Origin of the sequence: Burkholderia sp. ZZQ-2 (genome assembly GCF_050768715.1) — a bacterium.
GTDB classification, from domain to species: Bacteria; Pseudomonadota; Gammaproteobacteria; order Burkholderiales; family Burkholderiaceae; genus Burkholderia; species Burkholderia cepacia.
The window spans coordinates 1-21,465 of sequence record NZ_LDVA01000110.1; the positions used below are offsets into that span (position 1 = coordinate 1).

A 21,465-nucleotide genomic window follows, 5' to 3' on the forward strand; every position below is an offset into this window, starting at 1 on the left:
CATCGCGCGGCGCCGTCCGCTTCGCCTGCCCGCCCTGCCGGTGTCCGATGCCGAGCCCGCGCGCGTGACCACGCGCGGCGGCCGGCGCCGCGCATAGTGCGCATCGTGTCCGTTTCATCATCGTCACCCCAACCATACGTACAACGACATGTTTCCCTTGACCCGTATTGCCGTCGCGCTGTCCGGCGCGATCTCCGTGCTCTCCGCGTCAGCCGCATGCGCACAAGGCGCCGCGCCGACCGACGCGCCGACCGCATCGACGCTGCCCGCGATCAACGTCAACGCGACTCGCGCGGCGGACTCGCTGACGTCGAAATCGACCGTCGACCTGAAGCGCACGCTCGACCAGACGGTCGGCTCGGTGGGCTTCGTCGATGCCGACAGCTACCAGAACACATACGCCTTCACGCTGCGCGACGTGCTGAAGGATGTGCCCGGCGTGTTCGTCGAGAACCGCTACGGCCAGGAGTTGCGCCTGTCGATCCGCGGCTCGGGGATTGCCCGCTCGTATCACACGCGCGGCCTCGAGATCCTGCAGGACGGCATCCCGACCAACCTCGCGGACGGCAGCGGCGACTACTACCAGATCGATCCGCTCGCGCTGCAGGCGGTGCAGGTCTACAAGGGTGGCAACGGCCTCGCGTACGGCGCATCGACCCTCGGCGGCGCGATCGACTTCGTCACGCCGACCGCCCACACCGCCGACGCGCCGAACATCGTGCGCGTGGAAGGCGGCAGCTACGGCACGGTGCGCACGAGCGCGCAGATCTCGCGCGTGATCGGCCCGCTCGACTTCCTCGCGAACTTCAGCGTCAATCATTCGGACGGTTATCGCGATCACGCGAAGGGGCAATACGAGCAGTTCAATGCGAACGTCGGCTACCGGTTCAGCCCGGCCGTCGAAACGCGCTTCTACGTCGGCGTGTACGTCGTCGACCAGCTGCTGCCGGGCACGCTGTCGCTGTCCGACGCGCTGAACAATCCGACCAGGGCAGCGCCGAACGCGATATCGGGCGATCAGGCACGCAACACGCGCACCGAGCGAATCGCCAACCGCACGACGGTGAAGCTCGATTCGGGCGAACTGCAATTCGACACGTGGGCGATTCACAAGAGCCTCTATCACCCGATCTTCCAGGCGCTCGACCAGGACGGCTGGACCTACGGTTTCGCGCCGCGCTACATCGGCCGCCTGATGCTCGGCGGGATGCGCAACGACCTGATCGTCGGCGCGCGCTTCTTCGGCGGCCGCACGCAGGCGAACCAGTACGTGAACGTCAACGGCAACAAGGGCGCGCAGACGCTCGACTCGACGCAGACGGCGTTCAACTATGAAGCGTACGTCGAGAACCGGCTGTTCTTCATGCCGACCGTCGCGCTGATGACGGGCGTGAAGGCGCTGCACTCGGTGCGCGAGTACATCGACAACGGCGGGCTGCCGCGCGACCCGAACTACCGCTCGACGAATGCGAGCTACAGCGGCGTCAATCCGAAGCTCGGGCTGCTGTGGCAGCCGGACGCGAACACCCAGGCCTACGTCGACATCACGCGCAGCCAGGACGTGCCCGACTTCACCGACCTCACGCAGACCTTCTCGAACACGACGCGCTTCACGCCGCTCGCGGCGCAGCACGCATGGACGATCGAATTCGGCACGCGCGGCTCGCGCGAGCGCGTGAGCTGGGACGTGACCGCCTATCGCTCGCTCGTGCGCGACCAGTTGCTGCAGTACACGACGAACCCGGACGTGCCGGCGGCGACGTTCAATGCGAACAAGACGGTGCTGCAGGGGATCGAGGCCGGTGCGTCGGTCGAACTGTTGCGCAACGTCACCGGCCGCGGCGCGGGCGACAAGGTCACGCTGTCCGGCATCTGGAACCTGAACGACTTCCGCTTCAAGAACGACCCGCAGTACGGCAACAACCGGATCGCGGGCGTGCCGCTGAACGTGCTGCGTGCGACGCTGGGGTACGCGCGCCCGAGCGGCTTCCACATCGCGGCCACGCTCGACTGGGTGCCGTCGGGCGCGTGGGCCGACGATGCGAACACGTTGCGCGTGCCGAGCTACGCGCTGCTCGGGCTGCAGGCCGGCTACGACTTCCGCAACGGACTGTCGCTGTTCGTCGACGCGCGCAACCTGACCAACAAGCGCTACGTCAGCGACATCAGCACCGTCGCGGATGCGCGCACCGCGAACACCGCGATCTTCTATCCGGGCGAAGGACGCAGCGTGTTCGCCGGCATGCGGTACGCGTTCTGATGCGCCGCCTGCGGCATGGCTCGTTACACAGATTCAAAGGAAACCGAAACATGAAGTTCAGTTCGATGCTGCCCGCCGCCTTGCTCGCGGCCTTCGCACCGGTCGGGCAGGCGCAGGAAAGCGACGCCGCGAACGCCGGCGCCACGCTTGCACCGATTCGCGTCAACGCACAGAAGGCAACACCGCTCACGCAACCGCTCGACACCGGCAGCCGTCTCGGCCTGTCGTCGCTCGAAACGCCCGCGAGCGTCGAACAGATCGATCGCAAGACGCTCGACACGCGCGGCGACAGTTCGATCGTCGACGCGGTGAGCCGCGCCGCCGGCATCAGCGCATCGCCGCATCCCGGCAACGGCGGCTCGGAGCTCGGCGCGCGCGGCTTCGTCGGCGCGTCGTCGGTCACGCAGCTCTATGACGGCGTGCGCCCGTACGGCGCGATCGGCATCACCTTTCCGTTCGATACGTGGTCGGTCGACCATATCGACGTGCTGCGCGGCCCGGCTTCGGTGATCTACGGCGAAGGGGCGATCGGCGGTGTCGTCAACATCGTCCCGAAGAAGCCGACGCGCGGCCCGATCCGCAACGAGCTGCAGGCGGGCAGCGGCACCGAGGGCACGGCGCGGGTCGCGTTCGGCAGCGGCGGCGCGATCAACGAAAAGCTGTCGTACCGCTTCGACATCAGCGGCAACCGCTCGTCGAACTGGGTGGACCGCGGCACCTCCCGCAACCTGTCGATCTCCGGTGCGCTGCGCTACGACGTGACGTCCGACCTGTACGTGACGGCGTCGTATGCGCAGGGCTTCCAGCATCCGATGCAGTATTTCGGCGTGCCGCTCGTCAACGGCGCGCGCGATCGTGCGCTCGACAAGAAGAACTACAACGTCGGCGACAGCGACATCGCGTTCCGCGACAGCTGGGCGACGGTATCGGCGAACTGGCAGCCGAGCGACAGCCTGAACGTGACGAGCACGCTGTATCGAATGAAAAGCAACCGTCACTGGAAGGATGCGGAGTACTACACGTACCTGCCGTCGACCGCACAGGTCCGGCGCAGCAGCTACACGGAAATCTTCCACGACCAGGAGCAGTACGGGAACGTGACGGCGGCCACCGTGACCACCGCGCTGCTCGGCATGCGCAACACGTTCTCGACGGGTGTCGAGTTCAATCACACGACGTTCCAGCACGACAACAACGCGCCCTATTCGGGCACGTCGACGGTCGACCCGTTCAACTTCGATCCGGGCAGCTTCATCAACACGGCCGGCACCTATCCGAAGTACCGCAGCCAGGCGAACCAGTACGCACTGTTCGCCGAGAACCGGCTGGCAATCACGCCGCGCTGGTCGGTGATCGGCGGGCTGCGCTACGACCACGCGAGCGTGAATCGCGACGATCTCGTGAACGGCGGCGCGTTCACGAAGGTGTTCGCGAACACGGGCTGGCGCATCGGCACCGTGTACGACGTGCAGCCCGGCTTCGCCGTGTACGGCCAGTATTCGGTCGCGGCCGACCCGATCAGCTCGCTGCTGTCGCTGAATGCGTCGAAGGCGAACTTCACGCTCGCGACCGGCCGGCAGATCGAAATCGGCGTGAAGCAGTCGTTCCTGGACGGCAAGGCGGAATGGACGCTCGCGGCATACCGGATCGTCAAGAGCAATCTGCTGACGGCCGATCCGCTGAACCCGAACCAGTCGATCCAGGTCGGCCGGCAGTCGTCGCGCGGGCTCGAGGCGACGGTCGGCGCGGAGATCGCGAAGGACTGGCGCGTCGACGCGAACGTGTCGATCCTGCGCGCGAAATACGACGACTTCCAGCAGACGTCCGGCGGCGCGACGGTCTCGCGCGCGGGCAACGTGCCGGTGTCGGTGCCGCAGCGGCTCGCGAACCTGTGGGTGAGCTGGCGCTTCGCGCCGGACTGGACGGGCATCGCGGGCGTCAAGTACGTCGGCAAGCGCTTCGCCGATACCGCGAACCAGCTCGTGATGCCGTCGTACACCACGGTCGACCTCGGCCTCGCGTGGAAGCCGCGCAAGGACACGACGATCACGGCGCGCGCGTACAACGTGTTCAATCGCCGCTTCGTGCAGTCCGCGTACTACAACGAGACGCAGTACCTGCTCGGCAACGACCGGCGGCTCGAAGTGCTGGCGAACTACCGGTTCTGACGCGGCGCGCGTGCCGCCGGCACAGGCACGGCGGCGCACATCACCGCGTGCCTGCCGCGCGCCCCGCCATCCACTTGCGGTAGCGCCGCGTCTGGCACTGCGCGGCCAGTTGCTGCCTGACCAGCGCGCGCAGCGGCGACACCTGCGGGTGCGTGCGCCGGCCTTCGCTGAGCCGCGTCAGCTGGAACTTGACGACGGCCATGTTGGCCAGCGCACCCAGTGCCTTGTTCTTCCACCGGATCGGCTGCAGCACCGGCGCGCTGTCCTTGCCGGCCCGCCAGTCGCGCGGCAGGTTCGGGTCGATCGACAAAGCGGTCGCGATGCCGACCATCGCCACGCCGCTGTCCACCACCTGCTCGGCCACCGCGCGGCGCCGGATGCCGCCCGTGACCATCAGCGGCATCTGCGCGACCGCCGTGATGTCGCGCGCGAATTCGAGGAAATACGCTTCGCGGGCCAGCGTGCGCCCGTCGCGCGCCTCGCCCTGCATCGCCGGCACTTCATAGCTGCCGCCCGACAGTTCGACGAGATCGACGCCCAGCGGATTCAGCAGTTCGACCACGCGCTTCGCATCGTCGGCGCTGAAGCCGCCGCGCTGGAAATCGGCCGAGTTCAGCTTGACCGCGACTGCAAATTCCGGCGGCACCGTCGCACGCACGTCCCGCACGATATCGAGCAGCAGGCGTGCGCGATTCTCGATGCTGCCGCCCCACCGGTCCTGCCGGCGATTCGTCAGCGGCGACAGGAACTGGCTCAGCAGATAGCCGTGCGCCGCGTGAATCTCCACGCCGGTGAAGCCGCACTGCTGCGCAAGTTGCGCGGCGCGCACGAAGCGCCGCTGCACATCGTCGATATCGGCTTGCGTCATCTCCTTCGGCACCGGGAACTGCTTCGACAGCGCACCGAGCTCGAGCGGCACGGCCGACGGCGCGAGCGTCGTCTGGCCGAGCGCCGCCTGCATCTGGCGCCCCGGGTGATTGATCTGCATCCATGCGTGCGCGCCGCCCGAGCGCGCCACCTCCGCCCAGCGACGGAAGCGGCCGAGATGCGCGTCGCTCTCGAGCACGACCCCGTTCGGCCCCGTCATCGCGCGGCCGTCCACCATCACGTTGCCGGTCAGGATCAGGCCGACCTCGCCGTCGGCCCACGCCTGGTACAGGCGCAGCAATGCGTCGGATGGCGCGTGGTTCGCATCGGCCATGTTCTCTTCCATCGCGGCCTTGGCCAGACGGTTCGGAATCACCGCCCCGTTGGGCAGTGTCAGCGGCGTAAACAGGTTCATGGAGGGCACCCTCGATTGACGATGCCCAACGATAACTTTAAAGTCAACTTCAAGGTCAAGCCCCCTCGGAGCACCGCATGAAAATCGGCGAACTGGCACGCGCCAGCGGCATCGCGGCGTCGCGCATCCGCTTCTACGAAGCGAGCGGCCTGCTCGAACCGGCCCGACGCCAGGCAAACGGTTATCGGGAATACGGGTCGGAAGCGTTGACGCGGCTCGCGATCATCGACCGCGCGCAGCGCGCGGGTTTTGCGCTCGACGAAATCCGCGCGCTGCTGCCGCCCGATCTCGGCGCGTGGCCGCGCGACGAACTGCTCGTCGCGCTGCGCCACAAGGTCGACGAAATCGTGCTGCTCGAACAGCGTCTCGCGCAGAACCGGCAACATCTAGAGACACTGATCGACGAGATCGAGAACAAGCCGGCGGGCGAGGATTGCGCGGGCACCGCGCAACGGATGCTCGACCGGCTGTGCGCGCAGGCCGACGCACCGCCGGCGCCCGCGTCCGTGCCGGTCCCGAGGCCGACGCGCAAGCGCGCATGACCGGTTACACTGCGCCCCCCCCGACGAACAATCAACCCGCGCTGCGGCGAGACGAGTCGGCGCGTGTGCGCCGGCTTTCGCGGCGCGACCTCCAGACCCGATCCGCATGACGATCTCCCGCATCACCGGATTCCTCGTCGCCGCGCTGCTGACGTTCGGCATCGGCGGCACCTACGCCGCGACGTGCGGCGACACGCCTTCTTCGATCCGTTGCCCGGATACAGCCGATCTTCCGGACGACATCGTCGCGCAGCTTCCCGCCGGCTACGAAGCGCTGGATGCCGCGTCGGGGCGCCTGACCGACAGCCCCCGCATCGGCTATGTCGTCGTCGCGCACCAGCCCGACGATTCGATGCGCAACGCATCGCTGCGTCCGCTGATGATCTTCCTGCCGGGCAAGGACGGGCACTACCGGCTCGCGGCGCGCAACGACACCGTGATCATGAAAGCCGACGAAGGCGGGATGGGCGACCCGTATCTCGATGGCGTCGCCGAGAACGCGCTCACGATCGAACCCCGCACCTTCACGGTCGAACAGGGCGTATTCGCGGGGCCGAGCCACTGGCGCGACCGCGTGACGTTTCGCTACGACGCCGCGCACCGCACGTGGGTGTTCCATCGCGAAGTCATGCGGAACTGGCGGCTCAACGACGACCCGAACGGCGATGCGCTGAAAGCCGACCCGGTGCGCGTCACGCGCGCCAACGCGGCGAAAGCCGTCACGTTCGAAGCGTGGCGGCCGGGTTACTGGTGTGATTCGGCCGAGCGGCGCGGAACCGATCCGGCTTGCAGCAAGCAGCATTGACGGCTGCATAGCTGCGCGGCTGACGATGCGGGCGTGCTTGCTTGCGGGCAAGCGATATGCGCGGATGCTGCCACACCACACGGGCGGCGTGCCTGCCGGCACGCGCCATCGTTAGCGGCCGCGCGGATTTCCTTACGTCGCAGGTAATCGACGCGCGCGGCCCGCGCCGCGATCATGGCTCCATCGACTCACCTCACGCCACGGAGCCCGCCATGACCGCCTACGCCATCGCCCACCTGCACGACGTCGAGATGTGCGACGACATCGTCGAGTACCTCGAACGCATCGACGGCACGCTCGCGCCGTATGACTGTCATTTCGTGATTCACGGCGCACGGCCGGAGATACGCGAAGGCGTGTGGCGCGGCGACCTGGTCGCGATCGCGTTCCCCGATCTCGCCACCGCGCGTGCATGGTACGAATCGGATGCGTACCGCCAGATCCAGCCGCTGCGCGCACGTCACGCGAGCGGCCCGCTGATCCTGATCGACGGCGTCGACGCGCGGCACCGCGCGACCGACATCCTCCGCTGAGCCGCGGCAGCAGCGACGCCGGCGGCGCTTACGACGCGTTGCGCTCCATCGGCTCGCCGACGACGAACCCGCCGCCCTGGAAACGCTGGGCGGGATCGTCGTAATCGGCGGTCGGCGCCGCCACCGGGAACAACCCGGCGAACTGCTCCGAACTGTCGCGCGGGCGGAAGCCGAGGAAGCCGACCTTCGTGTTGTCCCACCACTTCACCGGATTGTCCGACGCGCCGTACACGATCGCATGCCCGACGCGGTTCGTCAGCAGCGAGCAGCGCACGAGCTCGATGAAGTCGCGATAGCTGAGGAACGTCACCAGCATGCGCGGATTCTTCGGTACTTCGAACGACGAGCCGATCCGCAGGCATACCGTCTCGATCCCGAAGCGGTCGAAGTAATAGCGCGACAGCGATTCGCCGAAGCACTTCGTCACGCCATACAGGCTGTCGGGGCGCAGCGGCGAATCGGCATCGAGCACTTCCGTGACCGGATGGAAACCGATCGCATGATTCGAGCTCGCGAACACGACGCGCTTCACGCCATGCTTGCGCGCGGCTTCGTACAGGTTGTACGTGCCGGTGATGTTCGCACCGACGAGATCGTCGAACGGCGCATCGACCGAAATGCCGCCGAGGTGGACGATCGCGTCCACGCCGTCGACGAGCTGCATCACGGCCGGGCGATCGGCCAGGTCGACGACGCGGGTTTCTTCATGCGCGGCCGCATCGCCGAGCGTCGCGATGTCGCTGACGCGCACGACGTCGGCCCAGTCGGCGAGCGCGCCGCGCAACTGGCGGCCGAGGTTGCCGGCCGCGCCCGTCAGCAGCAGGCGCCCGAACGGTTTGCGCGCGCCGGTGGATGAGGCGTTCATCGAATCTCCTTGAATCTGACCTGAAATCTGACTGAATCGGAAAACGTTTTCCAACTATACGCGGGAGCGCGACCGAACGTCAATGGCCGAACCCGCTCGCAGCCATCCGCATTTTCCCGATATCGGCGCGTGGCCGCACGGCCCCGTTTTCTGCCACAATCCGGCGTTATCGAACGAAAACGTTACCCTCCGCATGAAAAAAGTTTCCCCGACGATCCGCGACGTGGCGGCGGAAGCCGGCGTGTCGGTCGCGACGGTATCGAAGTACGTGAACGGCACGCAGCGCTTTTCGCCGACCGTCGAAGCCCGGCTCAAGGAGGCGATCGACCGGCTCGGCTACCGTTCGAACCCGCTCGCGCGCTCGATGATTACCGGCCGCACGCGCACCATCGGCCTCGTGATCCTCGACATCAGCAACCCGCACTTCACGAACGTGGTGAAGGGGGCGAACCGCGTCGCGCTGCAGCACGACTACACGCTGCTGCTCGTCGATACCGAGGAGAGCCAGGCACGCGAGCGCTCGCTGATCGAGGCGCTCGCGCAGCGCGTCGACGGGCTGATCGTCAGCACGCGGATGCCCGACGACGAAGCCGGCTGGATGCTCGACCTCAACAAGCCGCTCGTGCTGCTGCGCCGCAGCCCCGGCCTGCCGATTCCGAGCGTCGGCATCGACAACCGGCTGTCGACCTACATGCTCGCGCGCCATCTGCTCAATCTCGGCCACACGCGCATCGCGTATCTCGGCTTCGGCACCGCGCGCGTGAACGACGAGCGGATCCAGGGCGCGCGCGACTGCCTCGCCGAAGCCGGGCTCACGCTCGACGTGCACGATGCGCATGCGCCGACCGCCGAGGCCGGCGAGCGCGCGTGTTCGCGCGTGATGCTCGGGCCGCAGCGTCCGCAAGCCGTGATCTGCTACAACGACCTGATCGCGCTCGGCTTCATGAAGGAAGCCGCGTCGCTCGGCTTCCGGCTGCCGCAGGACGTGTCGGTCGCGGGCATCGACAACGTGCCGTACGGCGAATACGCGGCGCCCGCGCTGACGACCGTCGACATCCAGAGCGAGAACATGGGTGAGCTCGCGATGCAGAAGCTGATCGACGCGCTCGCGGGGCGCACCGACGCGAGTTATTCGACGTTCGAGCCGCGGCTGATCATGCGCGCGTCGACGGCCGCGGCCGGTTGAGCGCCCTGCCCCGCGCCTCCAAAAAAACGCGCCGCCCAAGGGCGGCGCGTTCGTTTGCGGACATGCGATGACGTGACTACGTGACTACGCGATCACGCCTTTACGCGTCGAGTTGCGCCGGCTTCATCCTCGGCGTGAGCATGTGCATCACGGCCAGCGCGAGCAGGTAGGCCGACGCACCGATCGCGAACAGCACCCAGTAGTGGCCCGTGCGCTGCAGCACCTGGCCGATCACTTCCGAGAACAGCACGCCGCCGATCGAACCGGCCATCCCGCCGATCCCGACCACCGATGCAACCGCGCGGCGCGGAAACAGGTCGGACGCCGTCGTGAACAGGTTCGCCGACCAGCCCTGGTGCGCGGCGGCGGCGAGGCCGACGATCAGCACCGCGACCCACAGGCTCTGCACCTGCGACACGAACGCGATCGGCAACACGCAGCACGCGCAGATCAGCATCGCCGTCTTGCGCGCGCGGTTCACGCTCCAGCCCGCGCGCAGCAGCATCGACGACAGCCAGCCGCCACCGATGCTGCCAACCGTCGTCAACGCATAGATGCAGACGAGCGGCAGGCCGATGTGCTGCATGTCCATCCCGCGCGATTCGTTGAGCCACTTCGGCAGCCAGAACAGGTAGAACCACCACACCGGGTCGGTCAGGAACTTGCCGATCAGGAACGCCCACGTTTCGCGCTTGCGGATCAGTTCGCCCCAGCGCGGCGCGCCGGCGTTCGCGTTCGCCGCGTCGAGCGCTTCCGCTTCGTCGCGCGGCTCGTCGTATTCCGCGGCGAGCGCGCGCGTATCGGCCTGGCGATAGAGCACGAGCCACACCGCGAGCCACACGATGCCGATCGCGCCGATGATCACGAACGCCGCACGCCAGCCGTAGGCCACCGCGATGGCCGGGATGATCGCCGGCGCGAACACCGCGCCGATGTTCGCGCCCGAGTTGAAGATGCCGGTGGCGAGCGCACGTTCGCGGCGCGGAAACCATTCGGCCGTCGTCTTGATCGCGGCCGGGAAGTTGCCGCCCTCGCCGATCCCGAGCAACGCACGCACGAACGCGAAGCCCATGACCGAGCCGACCGCCGCGTGCAGCATCGCGGCGATGCTCCACACCAGCATCGCGACCGCGTACGAGACGCGCGTGCCGAGCCAGTCGACGATCCGCCCGAAGCCGAGCAGGCCGAGGGCGTAGAACGCGGAAAACGCCATCACGATGCGGCCGTACTGCACCTGGGTCCAGCCGATGTCGTGCTGGAGCATCGGTGCGAGCAGGCCGAGGATCTGCCGGTCCATGTAGTTGATCACGGTCGCGAAAAACAGCAGCGCACAGACGGTCCAGCGGTAGCGGCTGGCGGCCGCGCGCACGGCGCCGACGACGGCAGATTGCATGAATGTCTCCGATGCGCGGCCGCGCCCGTCGCGCCGCACGGTATTCGTTGACCGGCGACCGGCGCCGGGGCGGACGGCGGCGCGCTGTCGCGCACGGCCGAATCCGCCGATCAATCTGGAAAACGTTTTTCAAAGGATAGGTCGTCAGCCGGCGCCCTGTCAGTCGGGGATTTCGATGAGTCATCTCAAATTGGTCGCGGCAAAAGAGACGACTGTTTCGTGGCTGGGCATTAACCGTTTTCTGGGAGGCAACATAAAGCCGGACGCCGCCGCACGGGGTCAGGAGATCACGACGTCGCGCCGGAAAACACAGCCCTACAGGTTCCACGCGCCGGGCACCGAACCCGCCTCGCGCTCGGAACAAATTTCAACTGCCGTCCCGCCAATGGAGGCACGCTTGAGTACAGCGCGCGATGCACGCGGCCAGATGCTTCACACGCCGCATGCGTGCCGTAGAGCACAATTTCGCGAATCGTTACGATGACGGCCACTACCAATGCGCCCTGTCAGTCAATACAAGGCCGTCAAACAATCCAGTACACTCGTCACAAAGCCCGACCTCGAAACGTCACAACAACACAAAACTGTCGTCATGCTCAAAATCCTTTGCACCTGCCTGCAAATCCTCATTGGCTTCTATTGGGCGGGGGACATGGCGCGCCAAAATCCGAAAATCAATGATTTCGTCGCGCATCTCGAGAATGGCTACGGGAGCTTCAATAATCGCCTGAAGGATATCAAAGTAATCGAGGGCTTGAATTCCTTGAGAAAGGTATACCGCTATATATCAATAGCATCGATTGCGTTATTTTTCATCCTGCCCAGGATGATCGGCCCCAATCGAATGTTGGCCGGTTATCTGTCGACCATCGGCATGCTCAGCATGTTCGGCTGGTTTTCAATAAAGTGGTGCGTGGATCACAAGAGTGCAATCACGGGAATAAGACCTCAGGTAGGTCTGATGATATTCGGACCGATCGTTCTAGGCGCATCGGACGTGTTCCTCGGCACTCCGTTTATGGCAATCCTTTCGCAGCCGCTCTATAAAATTGCCACCATCTCCGGTTTCCATGTTCCGCAATTGACCAATCCAATTGCAATTGGCGGGAGCCTTTCCCTTGTCTTCGCGGCATTCTTTCTCATTTACTACGTAATCACGTGGTTAGTTGCCGCACCGGCTGCATTTCTCTCCGCTGCGCTGATCTTGCTGCCCGTTGCGGCGGCGAGACTGATTCATACGATCGCGCCGCGAAAAGCCTTCGTCGGCCTGACCTTTATACTTTTCGCAGCGGCAAGCCTTGGCCTGCTCTCGCTCTAACCACGGATACAACGACGGCATATGCGGCCCCTTCACGGAGAGATGTTGCGATGACTCCCGCTCACCTGATTCCGAGCCCGCTGGGCGACATCGCGCTACGTATCGAGGACGATGCGCTGACGGGCCTCTACTTCGTCGGCCAGAAATACTTCCCGCCGGTTGCGATCGTGACCGAAGCGGACGCGCTCGCGACGCCACCGATCGCGCGCAAGGTCGCGGAAGAAATCGCCGAGTATTTCACCGGCACGCGCGAAACGTTCTCGGTGCCGATTCAACTGCGCGGCACCGCGTTTCAGCGACGTGTATGGAAGGAACTGCTCGCGATTCCGTTCGGCGAACTCGTGACGTATGGCGACATCACCGAGCGCGTCGGGTTGCCGATGAGCGGCGCGCGCGCCGTAGGCGGCGCGGTCGGGCGGAACCCGGTGTCGATCATGGTGCCGTGCCATCGCGTGGTCGGCGCATCGGGCAGCCTGACCGGTTATGCGGGCGGGATCGACCGCAAGCGTGCGCTGCTGTCGCTCGAAGGCGCGGGATTCGAGCGCGGCGCCCGCCATCCGGCGCAGCAGGCGCTCGCGTTCTGAGCGAGGGCGGGCCGCCGCGTCACGCGCTCAGCACGGGCCGGCGCGCTTCACGCTTCGCATATGCGCCGGGCGTCACGCGGAATTTCGCCTGGAACAGCGCGATGAACGACGACGTCGAGTCGTAGCCCAGTTGCGCGGCCACCGCGCCGATCGGCTCGCCCGCATCGAGCAGCGGCAGCGACGCCAGCAGCCGCACCGCCTGCCGCCATTCGGTGAACGACAACCCCGTGTCCTGCCGGAACAGCCGCGACAGCGTCCGTCGCGTCGCACCGACCTGATGCCCCCATTCGTCGAGATTGCGCGTATCGCCCGGATACGCATGCAACGCACGCGCGATTTTCAGCAGACGCGGATCGCGCGGCAGCGGCACCGTCAGCGGCGCCGCCCGCATCCGTGCGATCCGGTCGGCGATCAGGCAGACGAGCGCGCCGTCCGGCCCCGTTTCGTCGTAATTCACCGGCAATTCGGCCGTGGCGATCACCAGCTCGCGCAGCAGCGGCGTCATGCAGAGGATCGCGCAATCGTCGTGCACGTCGTCGCGCGCGATCGCCGCGTCGAGATACAGGCTGTGGAACGCGACACAATCGCGCGTCGACACCGCATGCGGCACGCGCGGCGGTATCCACATCGCATAGTGCGGCGGCAGCAGCTGCCGGCCCGACGGCGTCGACACCTCGAGCACGCCGCTCGTCGCATACATCAGCTGCGCCCACGGATGACTGTGCGCGTCGACGCTCGCGTTGCCGGGAATCTCGAACGCACGCACATACAGCGGCCTCGGCAGGCGCGCCATCGGCGGCACCGCGTAAGGGTCACCCGATTGTCCCGCCAGCAACATAAGACGTCCTCCGAAGGTCATTGCACGAACGAGCGCGATGCTACCGTGGGGGCTCTTCTTTCACACGGCTTCAGCCCATGAGCGCTCATACCCGCACCACCCGCAAGACCGTCACCGCGATCCGTTCGACCAAGGGCGTCGGCAGCCTCGTCTCGCTGACCGCCTACTCCGCGCCGATGGCGAAACTCGTCGACGAAGTGGCCGACGTGATCATCGTCGGCGACTCCGTCGGCATGGTGCTGTACGGGATGCCCGATACGCTGCGCGTCACGCTCGACATGATGATTGCACATGGCGCGGCCGTCGTACGCGGCGCCGCGCAGGCGTGCGTCGTCGTCGACCTGCCGTTCTCGACTTATCAGGAATCGCCTGCGCAAGCGTATCGCTCCGCCGCGCGCCTGCTCGCCGAAACCGGCGCGCAGGCCGTGAAGCTCGAGGGCGGCAGCGAGATGGCCGACACGATCCGCTTCCTGACCGAGCGCGGCATCCCGGTGATGGCGCACGTCGGCCTCATGCCGCAGCAGGCCAACGCGACGGGCGGCTTCCGCGCGCAGGGGATGGACCCGCGCTCGGCCGCGCAGGTGTTCGACGCCGCGTGCTCGGCCGAACGGGCCGGCGCGTTCGGCGTCGTCATCGAAGGCACCGCCGAAGCGCTCGCACGCCACCTGACCGAAACGCTGACGATCCCGACGATCGGCATCGGCGCATCGCCGGCGTGCGACGGGCAGGTGCTCGTGACCGAGGACATGATCGGCGCTTTCGATGCGTACACGCCGCGCTTCGTGAAGCGTTACGCCGATGCGAACGCCGTGATGCGCGACGCGATCCGCCAGTACGCGCACGACGTGCGGCAGCATGTGTTCCCGGAGCCCGCGCATTGCTTCGGGTATGGCAAGCCGCTGCAACTGATCGAAACGGCCGACGCGGCCGCGTAATCGCATCGCCGGCGCATCGTGAACCTTGCGATCGCTTCACGCGCGCTTGCGCATCGCATGCGTGACCCGCGCGTTCGCCTCGAATTTCGCGCGATGTGTCGAGAAGAACGTCCGCACGTTGCGGACGTTCGATGCACCGGTGAACAGCCGGCGCGCGAATTCGTCGTATTCGGCGACGTCGGCCAGATCGGCCACCACGACGAAATCGGGCCCCGGCGACACGCGGTAGCACTGCGTGACAGCCGGCTCCGCGCATACGTACGCTTCGAACGCGTCGTAGTCTTCCGCCGTCTGCCGGTCGAGACTGATCTCGATCAGCGCGGTGACGGCCGTGCCGATCGCCACCGGGTCGAGCACCGCGACCTGCCGACGGATCACGCCCGCCTCCGTCAGCCGCCGCACGCGGCGCATGCAGGTGGGCGGCGACGACAGCGCGCGCTCGGCGAGTTGCAGGTTCGACACCGACGCGTCGTCCTGCAGGATCGCGAGAATGCGCAGGTCGAGATCGTCGAGGGTGATGCCGGCCATCGGCGGCTCCTTCCGGTCAGGGCGTGAAATTTAATTTCAACATGATAGACGATCAACCATCCATTTCATTTGTTCTTGTATTTTGAAATTTAATTCCATCAGACGGCCTCTACCATCGCTCTCACTGATCCAGACAGGACATTTACGGAGCGCGATATGTGTGGAATTGTCGGGGCGGTCGCCCAGCGGGACATCCTGCCGAACCTGGTCGACGGCCTGAAACGGCTCGAATACCGCGGTTACGATTCATGCGGCGTGGTGGTCTACCGCGACCGGGCGCTGGCGCGCGCCCGCAGCGTCGACCGCGTCGCGAACCTGCAGCGCGAGATCGCCGGGCAAGCGCTGTCGGGCTACACCGGCATCGCGCACACGCGCTGGGCCACGCATGGCGCGCCCGTCACGCTCAACGCGCATCCTCACTTTTCGCCGAGCGACGCGAACGCGCGCATCGCGCTGTCGCATAACGGGATCATCGAAAACTGCGATCAACTGCGCGCCGAACTGCAGGCGCAAGGCTACGTGTTCGCGAGCCAGACCGACAGCGAGGCGATCGCGCACCTGGTCGACCACCTGTACGACGGCGATCTGTTCGATGCGGTACGGCGCGCGGTCGCGCGACTGCGCGGCAGCTATGCGATCGCGGTGATGTGCCGCGACGAGCCGCACCGGATCGTCGGCGCGCGCGACGGGATGCCGCTCGTCGTCGGCGTCGGTGAGGGCGAGAATTTTCTGGCGTCCGACGCGATTGCGCTGTCGGGGATCACCGATCGGATCGCGTACCTCGAGAACGGCGACGTTGCCGATATCCAGCTGCATCGCTACTGGATCGTCGATGCCGCCGGCCAGCGCGTCGAGCGCGCGGTGCAGCGGGTCGCCGCGCATAGCGGCGCGGCCGATCTCGGGTCGTATCGCTACTACATGCAGAAGGAGATCTTCGAGCAGCCGCAGGCGGTGGCCGATACGCTGCTCGATGTGTCTTCGATCATGCCGGAGCTGTTCGGCGACGGTGCGTGGCGGGTTTTCAACGACGTCGATTCGGTGTTGTTGCTCGCATGTGGCGGGAGTTATCACGCGGCGCTCACGGCGAAGTATTGGATCGAGAGCATCGCGAAGCTGCCGGCCAGCGTGGAAATTGCGAGCGAGTTTCGCTATCGCGACAGTGTGCCGAACCCGCGCACGCTCGTCGTCGCGGTGTCGCAAAGCGGCGAGACGGCCGACGTGCTCGGCGCCGTGCATGTCGCGAAGCAAAGCGGGATGATGCATACGCTCGCGATCTGCAACGTTGCGACGAGCGCGTTGATGCGGGAATGCGCGCTGCAGTTCGTCACGCGCGCGGGAGTCGAGATCGGGGTGGCTTCGACGAAGGCATTTACGACGCAGCTCGTCGCGCTGTTTCTGCTCACGCTATCGCTTGCGCAAATGCGTGGGCGATTGAGCGACGACGCGGAGAAGGAACATCTGCGGGCGCTGCGGCATCTGCCCGATGCGATGTCGAAAGTGCTCGCGCTGGAACCGCAGATCATGGCGTGGTCGGAACTGCTCGCGAGACGCGACAACATGCTGTTTCTCGGGCGCGGGATGCATTATCCGATCGCGCTCGAGGGCGCGCTGAAGATGAAGGAGATTTCTTATATTCATGCGGAGGCTTATCCGGCCGGGGAGCTGAAGCACGGGCCGCTGGCGCTCGTCAGCAACGAGATGCCGGTGATTGCAGTGGCGCCGAACGACATGCTGCTCGAGAAACTCCGGTCGAACATGCATGAGGTCAGTGCGCGAAATGGCCGTCTTTTTGTGTTCTCTGATGTGGACTGCGGGTTGGTGCCGGGCGACGGGATCGAGGTCATTCGGCTCAATGAATACTACGGGCCGCTTTCGCCGATTCTGCATACGGTGCCGATGCAACTGCTGGCGTATCACGCGGCGTTGGCGCGGGGGACGGATATCGATAAGCCGAGGAATCTGGCTAAGTCGGTGACGGTGGAGTGAGGGGGGGCGGGTGTGCTGAGGTGCATTAATTTCAGTTACAGACACCCGATTCAGGTTTGGTTACGAGGGTCTTTTGTGCCGCCGCGCCAAGCCGATGTCGACACGCGAGCGTGCTTGCCGGCGCTCGCTTCTACCGACGAAATAACCGTCCACGGTCTCATCCGGACGACGGCAATGTGCCTGCTCAGGCACTGCCCACCTAATGTCGAGCTTCGGAACTCATATCACGGCGGGGGCACTCGAGAGGTCATCGCGTCGCGGGTCTTGAAGCGGAAAGTGCGTTTGCAGCAGTACTGTGACTTGCTCGATACCGTGCAGCACACCGGACCGATAATCGCCTTGCTGGAAATGAGCTTCCATGGCCTGGCAAATCGCCTCCCATTCGCGGCTGTCCACCCTGGCGTGTATGCCCCGGTCGACGACAATTTCGACGTCCCGGTCCGCAAGAAGCAGATAGATGAGAATGCCGTTGTTGTGCTCGGTGTCCCAGACCCGCAGGTCCGAGAAAACCTCGATGGCACGGTCCCTCGCAGAGATGCCTCTCAGCAAGGCTCCGATGTGCAGCGCCCCCTCTACAGCAAACCTGACTTGACCGACATGCGCGCGATGACTTGCACGGACAGCCTCTTCGATCGAGATTAGCGTCTGACGGGGAAATGCCTTGTCGACCCGCCAGTGGGTCGCGAAAAGATGCCGGAACAGACGTTTCAGGTCCATGCTCACCACCGTCCCGATGCGCCGCCGCCGCCGAAGCCCCCACCGCCTCCGCGAAAGATGTCGCGATTCGAATCACGACCGAAACGCCCACCGCTGCCGCCGATGAAGCGCCCGCCAGCGGCTCTCGTACCGCCGCCCAGCAGCGTGAAGAGCAGCGCCATCAAGCCCGCCGCGATGGCGACAAGAAGCGCCTGCGACAAAATCCATGCGAGTACGCCAACGACGCCGCCTGTCACGACGGCGCCTGGCAGTCGGCCAAACATGGCGCGCAGCAGCCCGCCTGCCATGACCGTCAGGAGGAAGAGGACGGGAAGCAACCGCCCGGCGCCGTCGCCTGACAGAGCTCGCCGCTGCGGCGGAGATAACGGTTCGCCGCTGGTTACGCGCATGATGGCGTCGAGGCCAGCCGTGATGCCACCGTAGAAGTCCCCGTTTCGGAAACGCGGAACTATCGCCTCGTTGATGATGCGACTGCTCGTCGCATCGGTGAGCACGCCTTCGAGGCCGTACCCGACCTCGATTCGAAGCGCTCGGTCGTTCTTGGCGACAATCAGCAACACACCGTCGTCGATGTTCTTGCGCCCAAGCTTCCATTGCTCGACGACTCGCATCGAATACTGTTCGATGGTTTCGGGCTCCGTGGTCGAAACGATGAGAACAGAAATCTGCGTTCCCCGTTTCGCCTCGAACGCTCTCAACATCGTCTCGAGGCTGACCAACTGGTCACCGGTCAGCGTTCCAGTCACATCGGTGACTCTCGATGTGAGCGGCGGGATAACGGCGTCCGCGCGGGCGCACGGTCCTCCCAAGACGAAGAGGGCCAAGGCGAAGGCCATCGCCAGTCGGAACATGTTCAATTGGAGGCCTTGCCCGCAGATGCCGGCGTCGAGCCGAAGTCGACCCGAGGCGGTTTCGAAATCTCGGCTTCGTTGCTCACCGAGAAGTTGGGGCGCTCCAGATAGCCAAATGCCTTCGCAGTCAAATTTTCCGGGAACGATCGTATCGTCGTGTTGTACGCCTGGACGGACCGAATGTATCGGTTTCGGGCTACGGCAATGCGATTTTCCGTACCCTCGAGCTGCGCCTGAAGATCCCGGAAGTTCGCGTCCGACTTCAATTGCGGATAGTTCTCCGATACCACGAGCAGACGCGACAGAGACGACGTGAGCTGCCCCTGCGCCGCTTCAAACTTTGCAAACGCCTGCGGGTCGGCAATGATTTCCGGCGTGGCGCGAATCGAGCCGACTTGGGCCCGGGCCTCCGTCACGCTTACGAGCACTTCCTTTTCCTGATTCGCATACCCCTTCACCGTGCTGACGAGATTGGGAACCAGGTCAGCACGCCGTTGATATTGATTTAGAACTTCCGACCAACTGGCCTTCACCTGCTCGTCTTCGCTCTGGATGGCGTTATAGCCACACCCTGAGAGCGACAGCACGCTCAGCGCCAACGCGCCCGTCAGAAGTGCACGGGCCAGACGGCGCCGTGCGGAGATTGCTGCTGAGTTTGTCAACATGCACGCGCCTCTGTCCGATATTCCCCGGCATTGCGCCGCTCACCGGTGCACTGCCTATCGTAAGTAGCCGGACGGTCGCAGGGTTGACGCACGTCAACGCTGCACTGTCGAGCGCGCCGGGAACGACGTACCACCTCGGTCGCGTGTCGGCTCCGGGGGCTTGCTACGTATGAACAATTCGGCACGTGGTTCGTTGAGCCACATCAAGCCATCGAAGGGGCGTCAGCATAGAGTGGCTTCAGGGCTCGACCGGCTCTCGAGAACCATGCTCATGGAGAACAAGATGGCATTCCCGCGAAAACTCGCAATCGCAATTACGGCGCTCGGCATGGCCAGTGCCGTTGCAATCGCCGGTACGCCGGTGGCCGGCGACAGTGCAGCTCACGACGCCCATCATCCGAATAAGGCGGCAGCAAAAGCGCCGGGCAAGTCAAACCGCGAGGCGGACGACCAAATGCAGGCCATGCGCGCCATGCACGAAAAGATGATGAACGCGAAGACGCCTGAAGAGCGCGCTGCCCTGATGGACGAGCAAATGAAAGTCATGCAAAACGGCATGGGCATGATGGAAATGATGGGCGCTCACTCGTCCGGTATGCCGATGTCGTCGCGGCAGGGCAGTATGGAAATGCGCATGGACATGATGCAAATGATGATGCAGGCAATGATGGACCGTCAGGCTGCTCGGGAGCATCCGGCGGAGAAGTGACGATACGAAACAGGAGGCAGCCATGGATGACAGTCCGCATGCTGGTCGGTCGTTCTGGAAATCGCGGTCGGCCATTGCGCTCGCAGGCTTCACTGCAATCGCACTCTTCCTGTTACTCACGGAACATCGCGCCCATTTCCTTGGCGTGTTGCCCTATTTGCTGTTGCTCTCGTGCCCGCTGATGCATCTGTTTATGCACCATGGGCACGGGCATCATGGGACAAAATCGACCGATGGGCGCCCCGATTCGGGAGACAGTCATGACCAGCATCGGTGACGGTTACGGGCTGTGGAGCCTCGTTGCTATCAATTCTCTGTTCTTCATCATCTTCGCGTTCAGCTTCTTCAAGCCGGCAACAAAGCGGGACTGGAGAACGTTCGGTGGATTCTCCGCTTTCATCGTCGCGCTATTCGCGGAGATGTACGGGTTTCCGCTCACCATCTATTTGCTGTCGGGTTGGTTGCAGACGCGCTTTCCCCAGGCCAATTTGCTGTCGCACGACGCTGGACACCTCTGGTGGACCCTGACCGGCAGACACGGCGACCCGCATGGCGGACTTCCGCATCTCCTCAGTTTCTTCCTGATATTGGGCGGCTTCTACTTGTTGTCCACCGCATGGCACGTACTGTATGAAGCTCAGCGTAACAACGAGTTGGCCACCACCGGGCCCTACTCGAAGATCCGACATCCCCAGTACGTCGGATTCGTCGTCATCATGCTGGGCTTCCTGCTCCAATGGCCCACGCTCGTGACCTTGGCCATGTTTCCTGTTCTGGTTTTCATGTACGTTCGACTAGCCAGACAAGAGGAGCGCGATTCGGAGGCACGGTTCGGCGCTGCGTGGCGTGAATACGCGGCACACACGCCGCGCTTCGTGCCGAACTTGTTCGGAAAACGCCCGGCTCGAGTACATTGATTTCAGACGGCTCCCCGTAGCTGGCGCTGCCGCCGAACTCAATCGCACTCTTCCGGGATGAGGAGGCTGGCATGAAGCCCTTCAAGACTGGCGTGACGCTCTCGGCCACGGTTGTGCTCTTCTATGTCCTATGCACGCTCGTATGGATGGCACTTCCCGAACCGTTCATGAACTTCATGAACGCACTTTTTCACGGACTCGATTTCCGGCGTCTCCAGACGGGCGAGCCATTGTCCTGGTGGTTTGTTGTCTACCCGGCCTTTGTGTTCGCGGTCTGGTTCTTTGCAGCCGGCGTCTTCTTCGCGTGGTTACACAACCGCTTGAGTGAACCCAATTGACGCAATTCCGTACGCCTGCCCATCCCCCTGCAACGGAAAAGCGTG

23 protein-coding genes are annotated in these 21,465 nt (G+C 64.9%); 15 read left to right on the forward strand and 8 right to left on the reverse strand.

Features of this window, described 5'->3' with window-relative positions; genetic code table 11:
• Positions 1 to 148 precede the first annotated feature (148 nt).
• Both ABY44_RS05685 and ABY44_RS05690 read left to right on the forward strand, forming a co-directional pair.
• Positions 149 to 2,260, forward strand: a complete 2,112-nt coding sequence (locus ABY44_RS05685; RefSeq protein WP_060171536.1) for a TonB-dependent receptor family protein — start codon at positions 149 to 151, stop codon at positions 2,258 to 2,260.
• A gap of 50 nt (positions 2,261 to 2,310) precedes the next feature.
• A complete protein-coding gene (locus ABY44_RS05690; protein WP_081072727.1) occupies positions 2,311 to 4,428 on the forward strand; it encodes a TonB-dependent receptor in 2,118 nt (705 codons plus the stop codon).
• 40 nt (positions 4,429 to 4,468) lie between these two features.
• Here the strand turns inward: ABY44_RS05690 and ABY44_RS05695 are convergent, their stop codons facing one another.
• On the reverse strand, positions 4,469 to 5,710 hold the full coding sequence (locus tag ABY44_RS05695; protein ID WP_060171538.1) for an NADH:flavin oxidoreductase/NADH oxidase family protein: 1,242 nt from the start codon (positions 5,708 to 5,710) through the stop codon (positions 4,469 to 4,471).
• A 77-nt stretch (positions 5,711 to 5,787) separates the two neighbouring features.
• Here ABY44_RS05695 and ABY44_RS05700 point away from each other — a divergent pair, with 77 nt between their 5' ends.
• The 3 genes from ABY44_RS05700 (at position 5,788) to ABY44_RS05710 (ending at position 7,590) form a co-directional block, all read left to right on the forward strand.
• Positions 5,788 to 6,252, forward strand: coding sequence for a MerR family transcriptional regulator (locus ABY44_RS05700; protein ID WP_060171540.1), 465 nt, complete (start codon positions 5,788 to 5,790; stop codon positions 6,250 to 6,252).
• 106 nt (positions 6,253 to 6,358) lie between these two features.
• Positions 6,359 to 7,057 carry a hypothetical protein gene (locus tag ABY44_RS05705; protein WP_060171542.1) on the forward strand — a complete coding sequence of 233 codons (699 nt, stop codon included), beginning with the start codon at positions 6,359 to 6,361 and terminating at the stop codon, positions 7,055 to 7,057.
• A gap of 212 nt (positions 7,058 to 7,269) precedes the next feature.
• The gene (locus ABY44_RS05710; protein ID WP_060171544.1) at positions 7,270 to 7,590 is read left to right on the forward strand and encodes a DUF1330 domain-containing protein; all 321 of its coding nucleotides are present in this window, start codon (positions 7,270 to 7,272) and stop codon (positions 7,588 to 7,590) included.
• 28 nt (positions 7,591 to 7,618) lie between these two features.
• On the opposite strand, the gene ABY44_RS05715 is transcribed toward ABY44_RS05710, so the two are convergent.
• Entirely contained in the window at positions 7,619 to 8,455 is an 837-nt protein-coding gene (locus tag ABY44_RS05715) for an NAD-dependent epimerase/dehydratase family protein (RefSeq protein ID WP_060171545.1), read from the reverse strand.
• An 82-nt stretch (positions 8,456 to 8,537) separates the two neighbouring features.
• On the opposite strand from ABY44_RS05715, the gene ABY44_RS05720 reads away from it, so the two are divergent.
• Positions 8,538 to 9,641, forward strand: a complete 1,104-nt coding sequence (locus tag ABY44_RS05720; RefSeq protein WP_027789782.1) for a LacI family DNA-binding transcriptional regulator — start codon at positions 8,538 to 8,540, stop codon at positions 9,639 to 9,641.
• A 100-nt stretch (positions 9,642 to 9,741) separates the two neighbouring features.
• Here the strand turns inward: ABY44_RS05720 and ABY44_RS05725 are convergent, their stop codons facing one another.
• Positions 9,742 to 11,034 carry an MFS transporter gene (locus ABY44_RS05725; RefSeq protein ID WP_060171724.1) on the reverse strand — a complete coding sequence of 431 codons (1,293 nt, stop codon included), beginning with the start codon at positions 11,032 to 11,034 and terminating at the stop codon, positions 9,742 to 9,744.
• Between ABY44_RS05725 and ABY44_RS05730 the strand changes: the two genes are divergently transcribed.
• The 3 genes from ABY44_RS05730 to ABY44_RS05740 all read left to right on the forward strand — a co-directional run bounded on the left by ABY44_RS05730 (position 11,033) and on the right by ABY44_RS05740 (position 12,936).
• Positions 11,033 to 11,518, forward strand: a complete 486-nt coding sequence (locus tag ABY44_RS05730) for a hypothetical protein (RefSeq protein WP_431640945.1) — start codon at positions 11,033 to 11,035, stop codon at positions 11,516 to 11,518. The two genes, ABY44_RS05725 and ABY44_RS05730, sit on opposite strands and share 2 nt — an antisense overlap.
• Before the next feature lie 108 nt (positions 11,519 to 11,626).
• The gene (locus ABY44_RS05735) at positions 11,627 to 12,352 is read left to right on the forward strand and encodes a hypothetical protein (protein WP_060171547.1); all 726 of its coding nucleotides are present in this window, start codon (positions 11,627 to 11,629) and stop codon (positions 12,350 to 12,352) included.
• A 50-nt stretch (positions 12,353 to 12,402) separates the two neighbouring features.
• Entirely contained in the window at positions 12,403 to 12,936 is a 534-nt protein-coding gene (locus ABY44_RS05740; RefSeq protein WP_060171549.1) for a methylated-DNA--[protein]-cysteine S-methyltransferase, read from the forward strand.
• Positions 12,937 to 12,955: 19 nt separating this feature from the next.
• Here the strand turns inward: ABY44_RS05740 and ABY44_RS05745 are convergent, their stop codons facing one another.
• Positions 12,956 to 13,774 (reverse strand): AraC family transcriptional regulator, encoded by an 819-nt coding sequence (locus ABY44_RS05745; protein ID WP_060171551.1) that lies wholly within the window; start codon positions 13,772 to 13,774, stop codon positions 12,956 to 12,958.
• Between the two features lie 77 nt (positions 13,775 to 13,851).
• Between ABY44_RS05745 and panB the strand changes: the two genes are divergently transcribed.
• Entirely contained in the window at positions 13,852 to 14,709 is an 858-nt protein-coding gene (gene panB, locus ABY44_RS05750; RefSeq protein ID WP_060171553.1) for a 3-methyl-2-oxobutanoate hydroxymethyltransferase, read from the forward strand.
• A 36-nt stretch (positions 14,710 to 14,745) separates the two neighbouring features.
• On the opposite strand, the gene ABY44_RS05755 is transcribed toward panB, so the two are convergent.
• On the reverse strand, positions 14,746 to 15,237 hold the full coding sequence (locus ABY44_RS05755; RefSeq protein ID WP_021160045.1) for an Lrp/AsnC family transcriptional regulator: 492 nt from the start codon (positions 15,235 to 15,237) through the stop codon (positions 14,746 to 14,748).
• A gap of 156 nt (positions 15,238 to 15,393) precedes the next feature.
• Between ABY44_RS05755 and glmS the strand changes: the two genes are divergently transcribed.
• Positions 15,394 to 17,223, forward strand: a complete 1,830-nt coding sequence (gene glmS / locus ABY44_RS05760; protein ID WP_060171555.1) for a glutamine--fructose-6-phosphate transaminase (isomerizing) — start codon at positions 15,394 to 15,396, stop codon at positions 17,221 to 17,223.
• Positions 17,224 to 17,442: 219 nt separating this feature from the next.
• Here the strand turns inward: glmS and ABY44_RS05765 are convergent, their stop codons facing one another.
• Genes ABY44_RS05765 through ABY44_RS05775 form a run of 3 tightly spaced genes read right to left on the reverse strand, consistent with a single transcriptional unit; the run spans position 17,443 to position 19,456 of the window.
• Positions 17,443 to 17,940 (reverse strand): TPM domain-containing protein, encoded by a 498-nt coding sequence (locus ABY44_RS05765; protein ID WP_060171557.1) that lies wholly within the window; start codon positions 17,938 to 17,940, stop codon positions 17,443 to 17,445.
• A 2-nt stretch (positions 17,941 to 17,942) separates the two neighbouring features.
• Positions 17,943 to 18,797: a TPM domain-containing protein gene (locus tag ABY44_RS05770; RefSeq protein WP_060171560.1), complete on the reverse strand. Its 855-nt coding sequence runs from the start codon at positions 18,795 to 18,797 to the stop codon at positions 17,943 to 17,945.
• Positions 18,794 to 19,456 carry a LemA family protein gene (locus ABY44_RS05775; protein ID WP_226113416.1) on the reverse strand — a complete coding sequence of 221 codons (663 nt, stop codon included), beginning with the start codon at positions 19,454 to 19,456 and terminating at the stop codon, positions 18,794 to 18,796. The genes ABY44_RS05770 and ABY44_RS05775 overlap by 4 nt, the downstream gene beginning before the upstream one ends.
• A gap of 271 nt (positions 19,457 to 19,727) precedes the next feature.
• Here ABY44_RS05775 and ABY44_RS05780 point away from each other — a divergent pair, with 271 nt between their 5' ends.
• The 4 genes from ABY44_RS05780 to ABY44_RS05795 all read left to right on the forward strand — a co-directional run bounded on the left by ABY44_RS05780 (position 19,728) and on the right by ABY44_RS05795 (position 21,420).
• Complete coding sequence (locus ABY44_RS05780) at positions 19,728 to 20,165, forward strand: hypothetical protein (RefSeq protein ID WP_226190934.1); 438 nt, start codon at positions 19,728 to 19,730, stop codon at positions 20,163 to 20,165.
• A gap of 22 nt (positions 20,166 to 20,187) precedes the next feature.
• Positions 20,188 to 20,442 carry a DUF2933 domain-containing protein gene (locus tag ABY44_RS05785; protein WP_081072726.1) on the forward strand — a complete coding sequence of 85 codons (255 nt, stop codon included), beginning with the start codon at positions 20,188 to 20,190 and terminating at the stop codon, positions 20,440 to 20,442.
• The gene (locus tag ABY44_RS05790; RefSeq protein ID WP_060171728.1) at positions 20,426 to 21,082 is read left to right on the forward strand and encodes a methyltransferase family protein; all 657 of its coding nucleotides are present in this window, start codon (positions 20,426 to 20,428) and stop codon (positions 21,080 to 21,082) included. Before ABY44_RS05785 ends, ABY44_RS05790 begins: the two co-directional genes overlap by 17 nt.
• Before the next feature lie 71 nt (positions 21,083 to 21,153).
• Entirely contained in the window at positions 21,154 to 21,420 is a 267-nt protein-coding gene (locus ABY44_RS05795; RefSeq protein WP_060171563.1) for a DUF5676 family membrane protein, read from the forward strand.
• Positions 21,421 to 21,465: the final 45 nt, after the last annotated feature.

Bases quoted from the DNA above. Each gene is read 5' to 3' on its own strand.
- ABY44_RS05745 (WP_060171551.1), bottom strand. From the start codon at position 13,774: ATGTTGCTGGCGGGACAATCGGGTGACCCTTACGCGGTGCCGCCGATG.
- ABY44_RS05725 (WP_060171724.1), bottom strand. From the start codon at position 11,034: ATGCAATCTGCCGTCGTCGGCGCCGTGCGCGCGGCCGCCAGCCGCTAC.
- ABY44_RS05700 (WP_060171540.1), top strand. From the start codon at position 5,788: ATGAAAATCGGCGAACTGGCACGCGCCAGCGGCATCGCGGCGTCGCGC.
- ABY44_RS05690 (WP_081072727.1), top strand. From the start codon at position 2,311: ATGAAGTTCAGTTCGATGCTGCCCGCCGCCTTGCTCGCGGCCTTCGCA.
- ABY44_RS05765 (WP_060171557.1), bottom strand. From the start codon at position 17,940: ATGGACCTGAAACGTCTGTTCCGGCATCTTTTCGCGACCCACTGGCGG.
- ABY44_RS05755 (WP_021160045.1), bottom strand. From the start codon at position 15,237: ATGGCCGGCATCACCCTCGACGATCTCGACCTGCGCATTCTCGCGATC.
- ABY44_RS05775 (WP_226113416.1), bottom strand. From the start codon at position 19,456: ATGTTGACAAACTCAGCAGCAATCTCCGCACGGCGCCGTCTGGCCCGT.
- ABY44_RS05695 (WP_060171538.1), bottom strand. From the start codon at position 5,710: ATGAACCTGTTTACGCCGCTGACACTGCCCAACGGGGCGGTGATTCCG.
- ABY44_RS05685 (WP_060171536.1), top strand. From the start codon at position 149: ATGTTTCCCTTGACCCGTATTGCCGTCGCGCTGTCCGGCGCGATCTCC.
- ABY44_RS05780 (WP_226190934.1), top strand. From the start codon at position 19,728: ATGGAGAACAAGATGGCATTCCCGCGAAAACTCGCAATCGCAATTACG.
- ABY44_RS05715 (WP_060171545.1), bottom strand. From the start codon at position 8,455: ATGAACGCCTCATCCACCGGCGCGCGCAAACCGTTCGGGCGCCTGCTG.
- ABY44_RS05795 (WP_060171563.1), top strand. From the start codon at position 21,154: ATGAAGCCCTTCAAGACTGGCGTGACGCTCTCGGCCACGGTTGTGCTC.
- ABY44_RS05720 (WP_027789782.1), top strand. From the start codon at position 8,538: ATGGCCGAACCCGCTCGCAGCCATCCGCATTTTCCCGATATCGGCGCG.
- ABY44_RS05735 (WP_060171547.1), top strand. From the start codon at position 11,627: ATGCTCAAAATCCTTTGCACCTGCCTGCAAATCCTCATTGGCTTCTAT.
- glmS (WP_060171555.1), top strand. From the start codon at position 15,394: ATGTGTGGAATTGTCGGGGCGGTCGCCCAGCGGGACATCCTGCCGAAC.
- ABY44_RS05710 (WP_060171544.1), top strand. From the start codon at position 7,270: ATGACCGCCTACGCCATCGCCCACCTGCACGACGTCGAGATGTGCGAC.
- panB (WP_060171553.1), top strand. From the start codon at position 13,852: ATGAGCGCTCATACCCGCACCACCCGCAAGACCGTCACCGCGATCCGT.
- ABY44_RS05740 (WP_060171549.1), top strand. From the start codon at position 12,403: ATGACTCCCGCTCACCTGATTCCGAGCCCGCTGGGCGACATCGCGCTA.
- ABY44_RS05730 (WP_431640945.1), top strand. From the start codon at position 11,033: ATGAATGTCTCCGATGCGCGGCCGCGCCCGTCGCGCCGCACGGTATTC.
- ABY44_RS05790 (WP_060171728.1), top strand. From the start codon at position 20,426: ATGACCAGCATCGGTGACGGTTACGGGCTGTGGAGCCTCGTTGCTATC.
- ABY44_RS05705 (WP_060171542.1), top strand. From the start codon at position 6,359: ATGACGATCTCCCGCATCACCGGATTCCTCGTCGCCGCGCTGCTGACG.
- ABY44_RS05785 (WP_081072726.1), top strand. From the start codon at position 20,188: ATGGATGACAGTCCGCATGCTGGTCGGTCGTTCTGGAAATCGCGGTCG.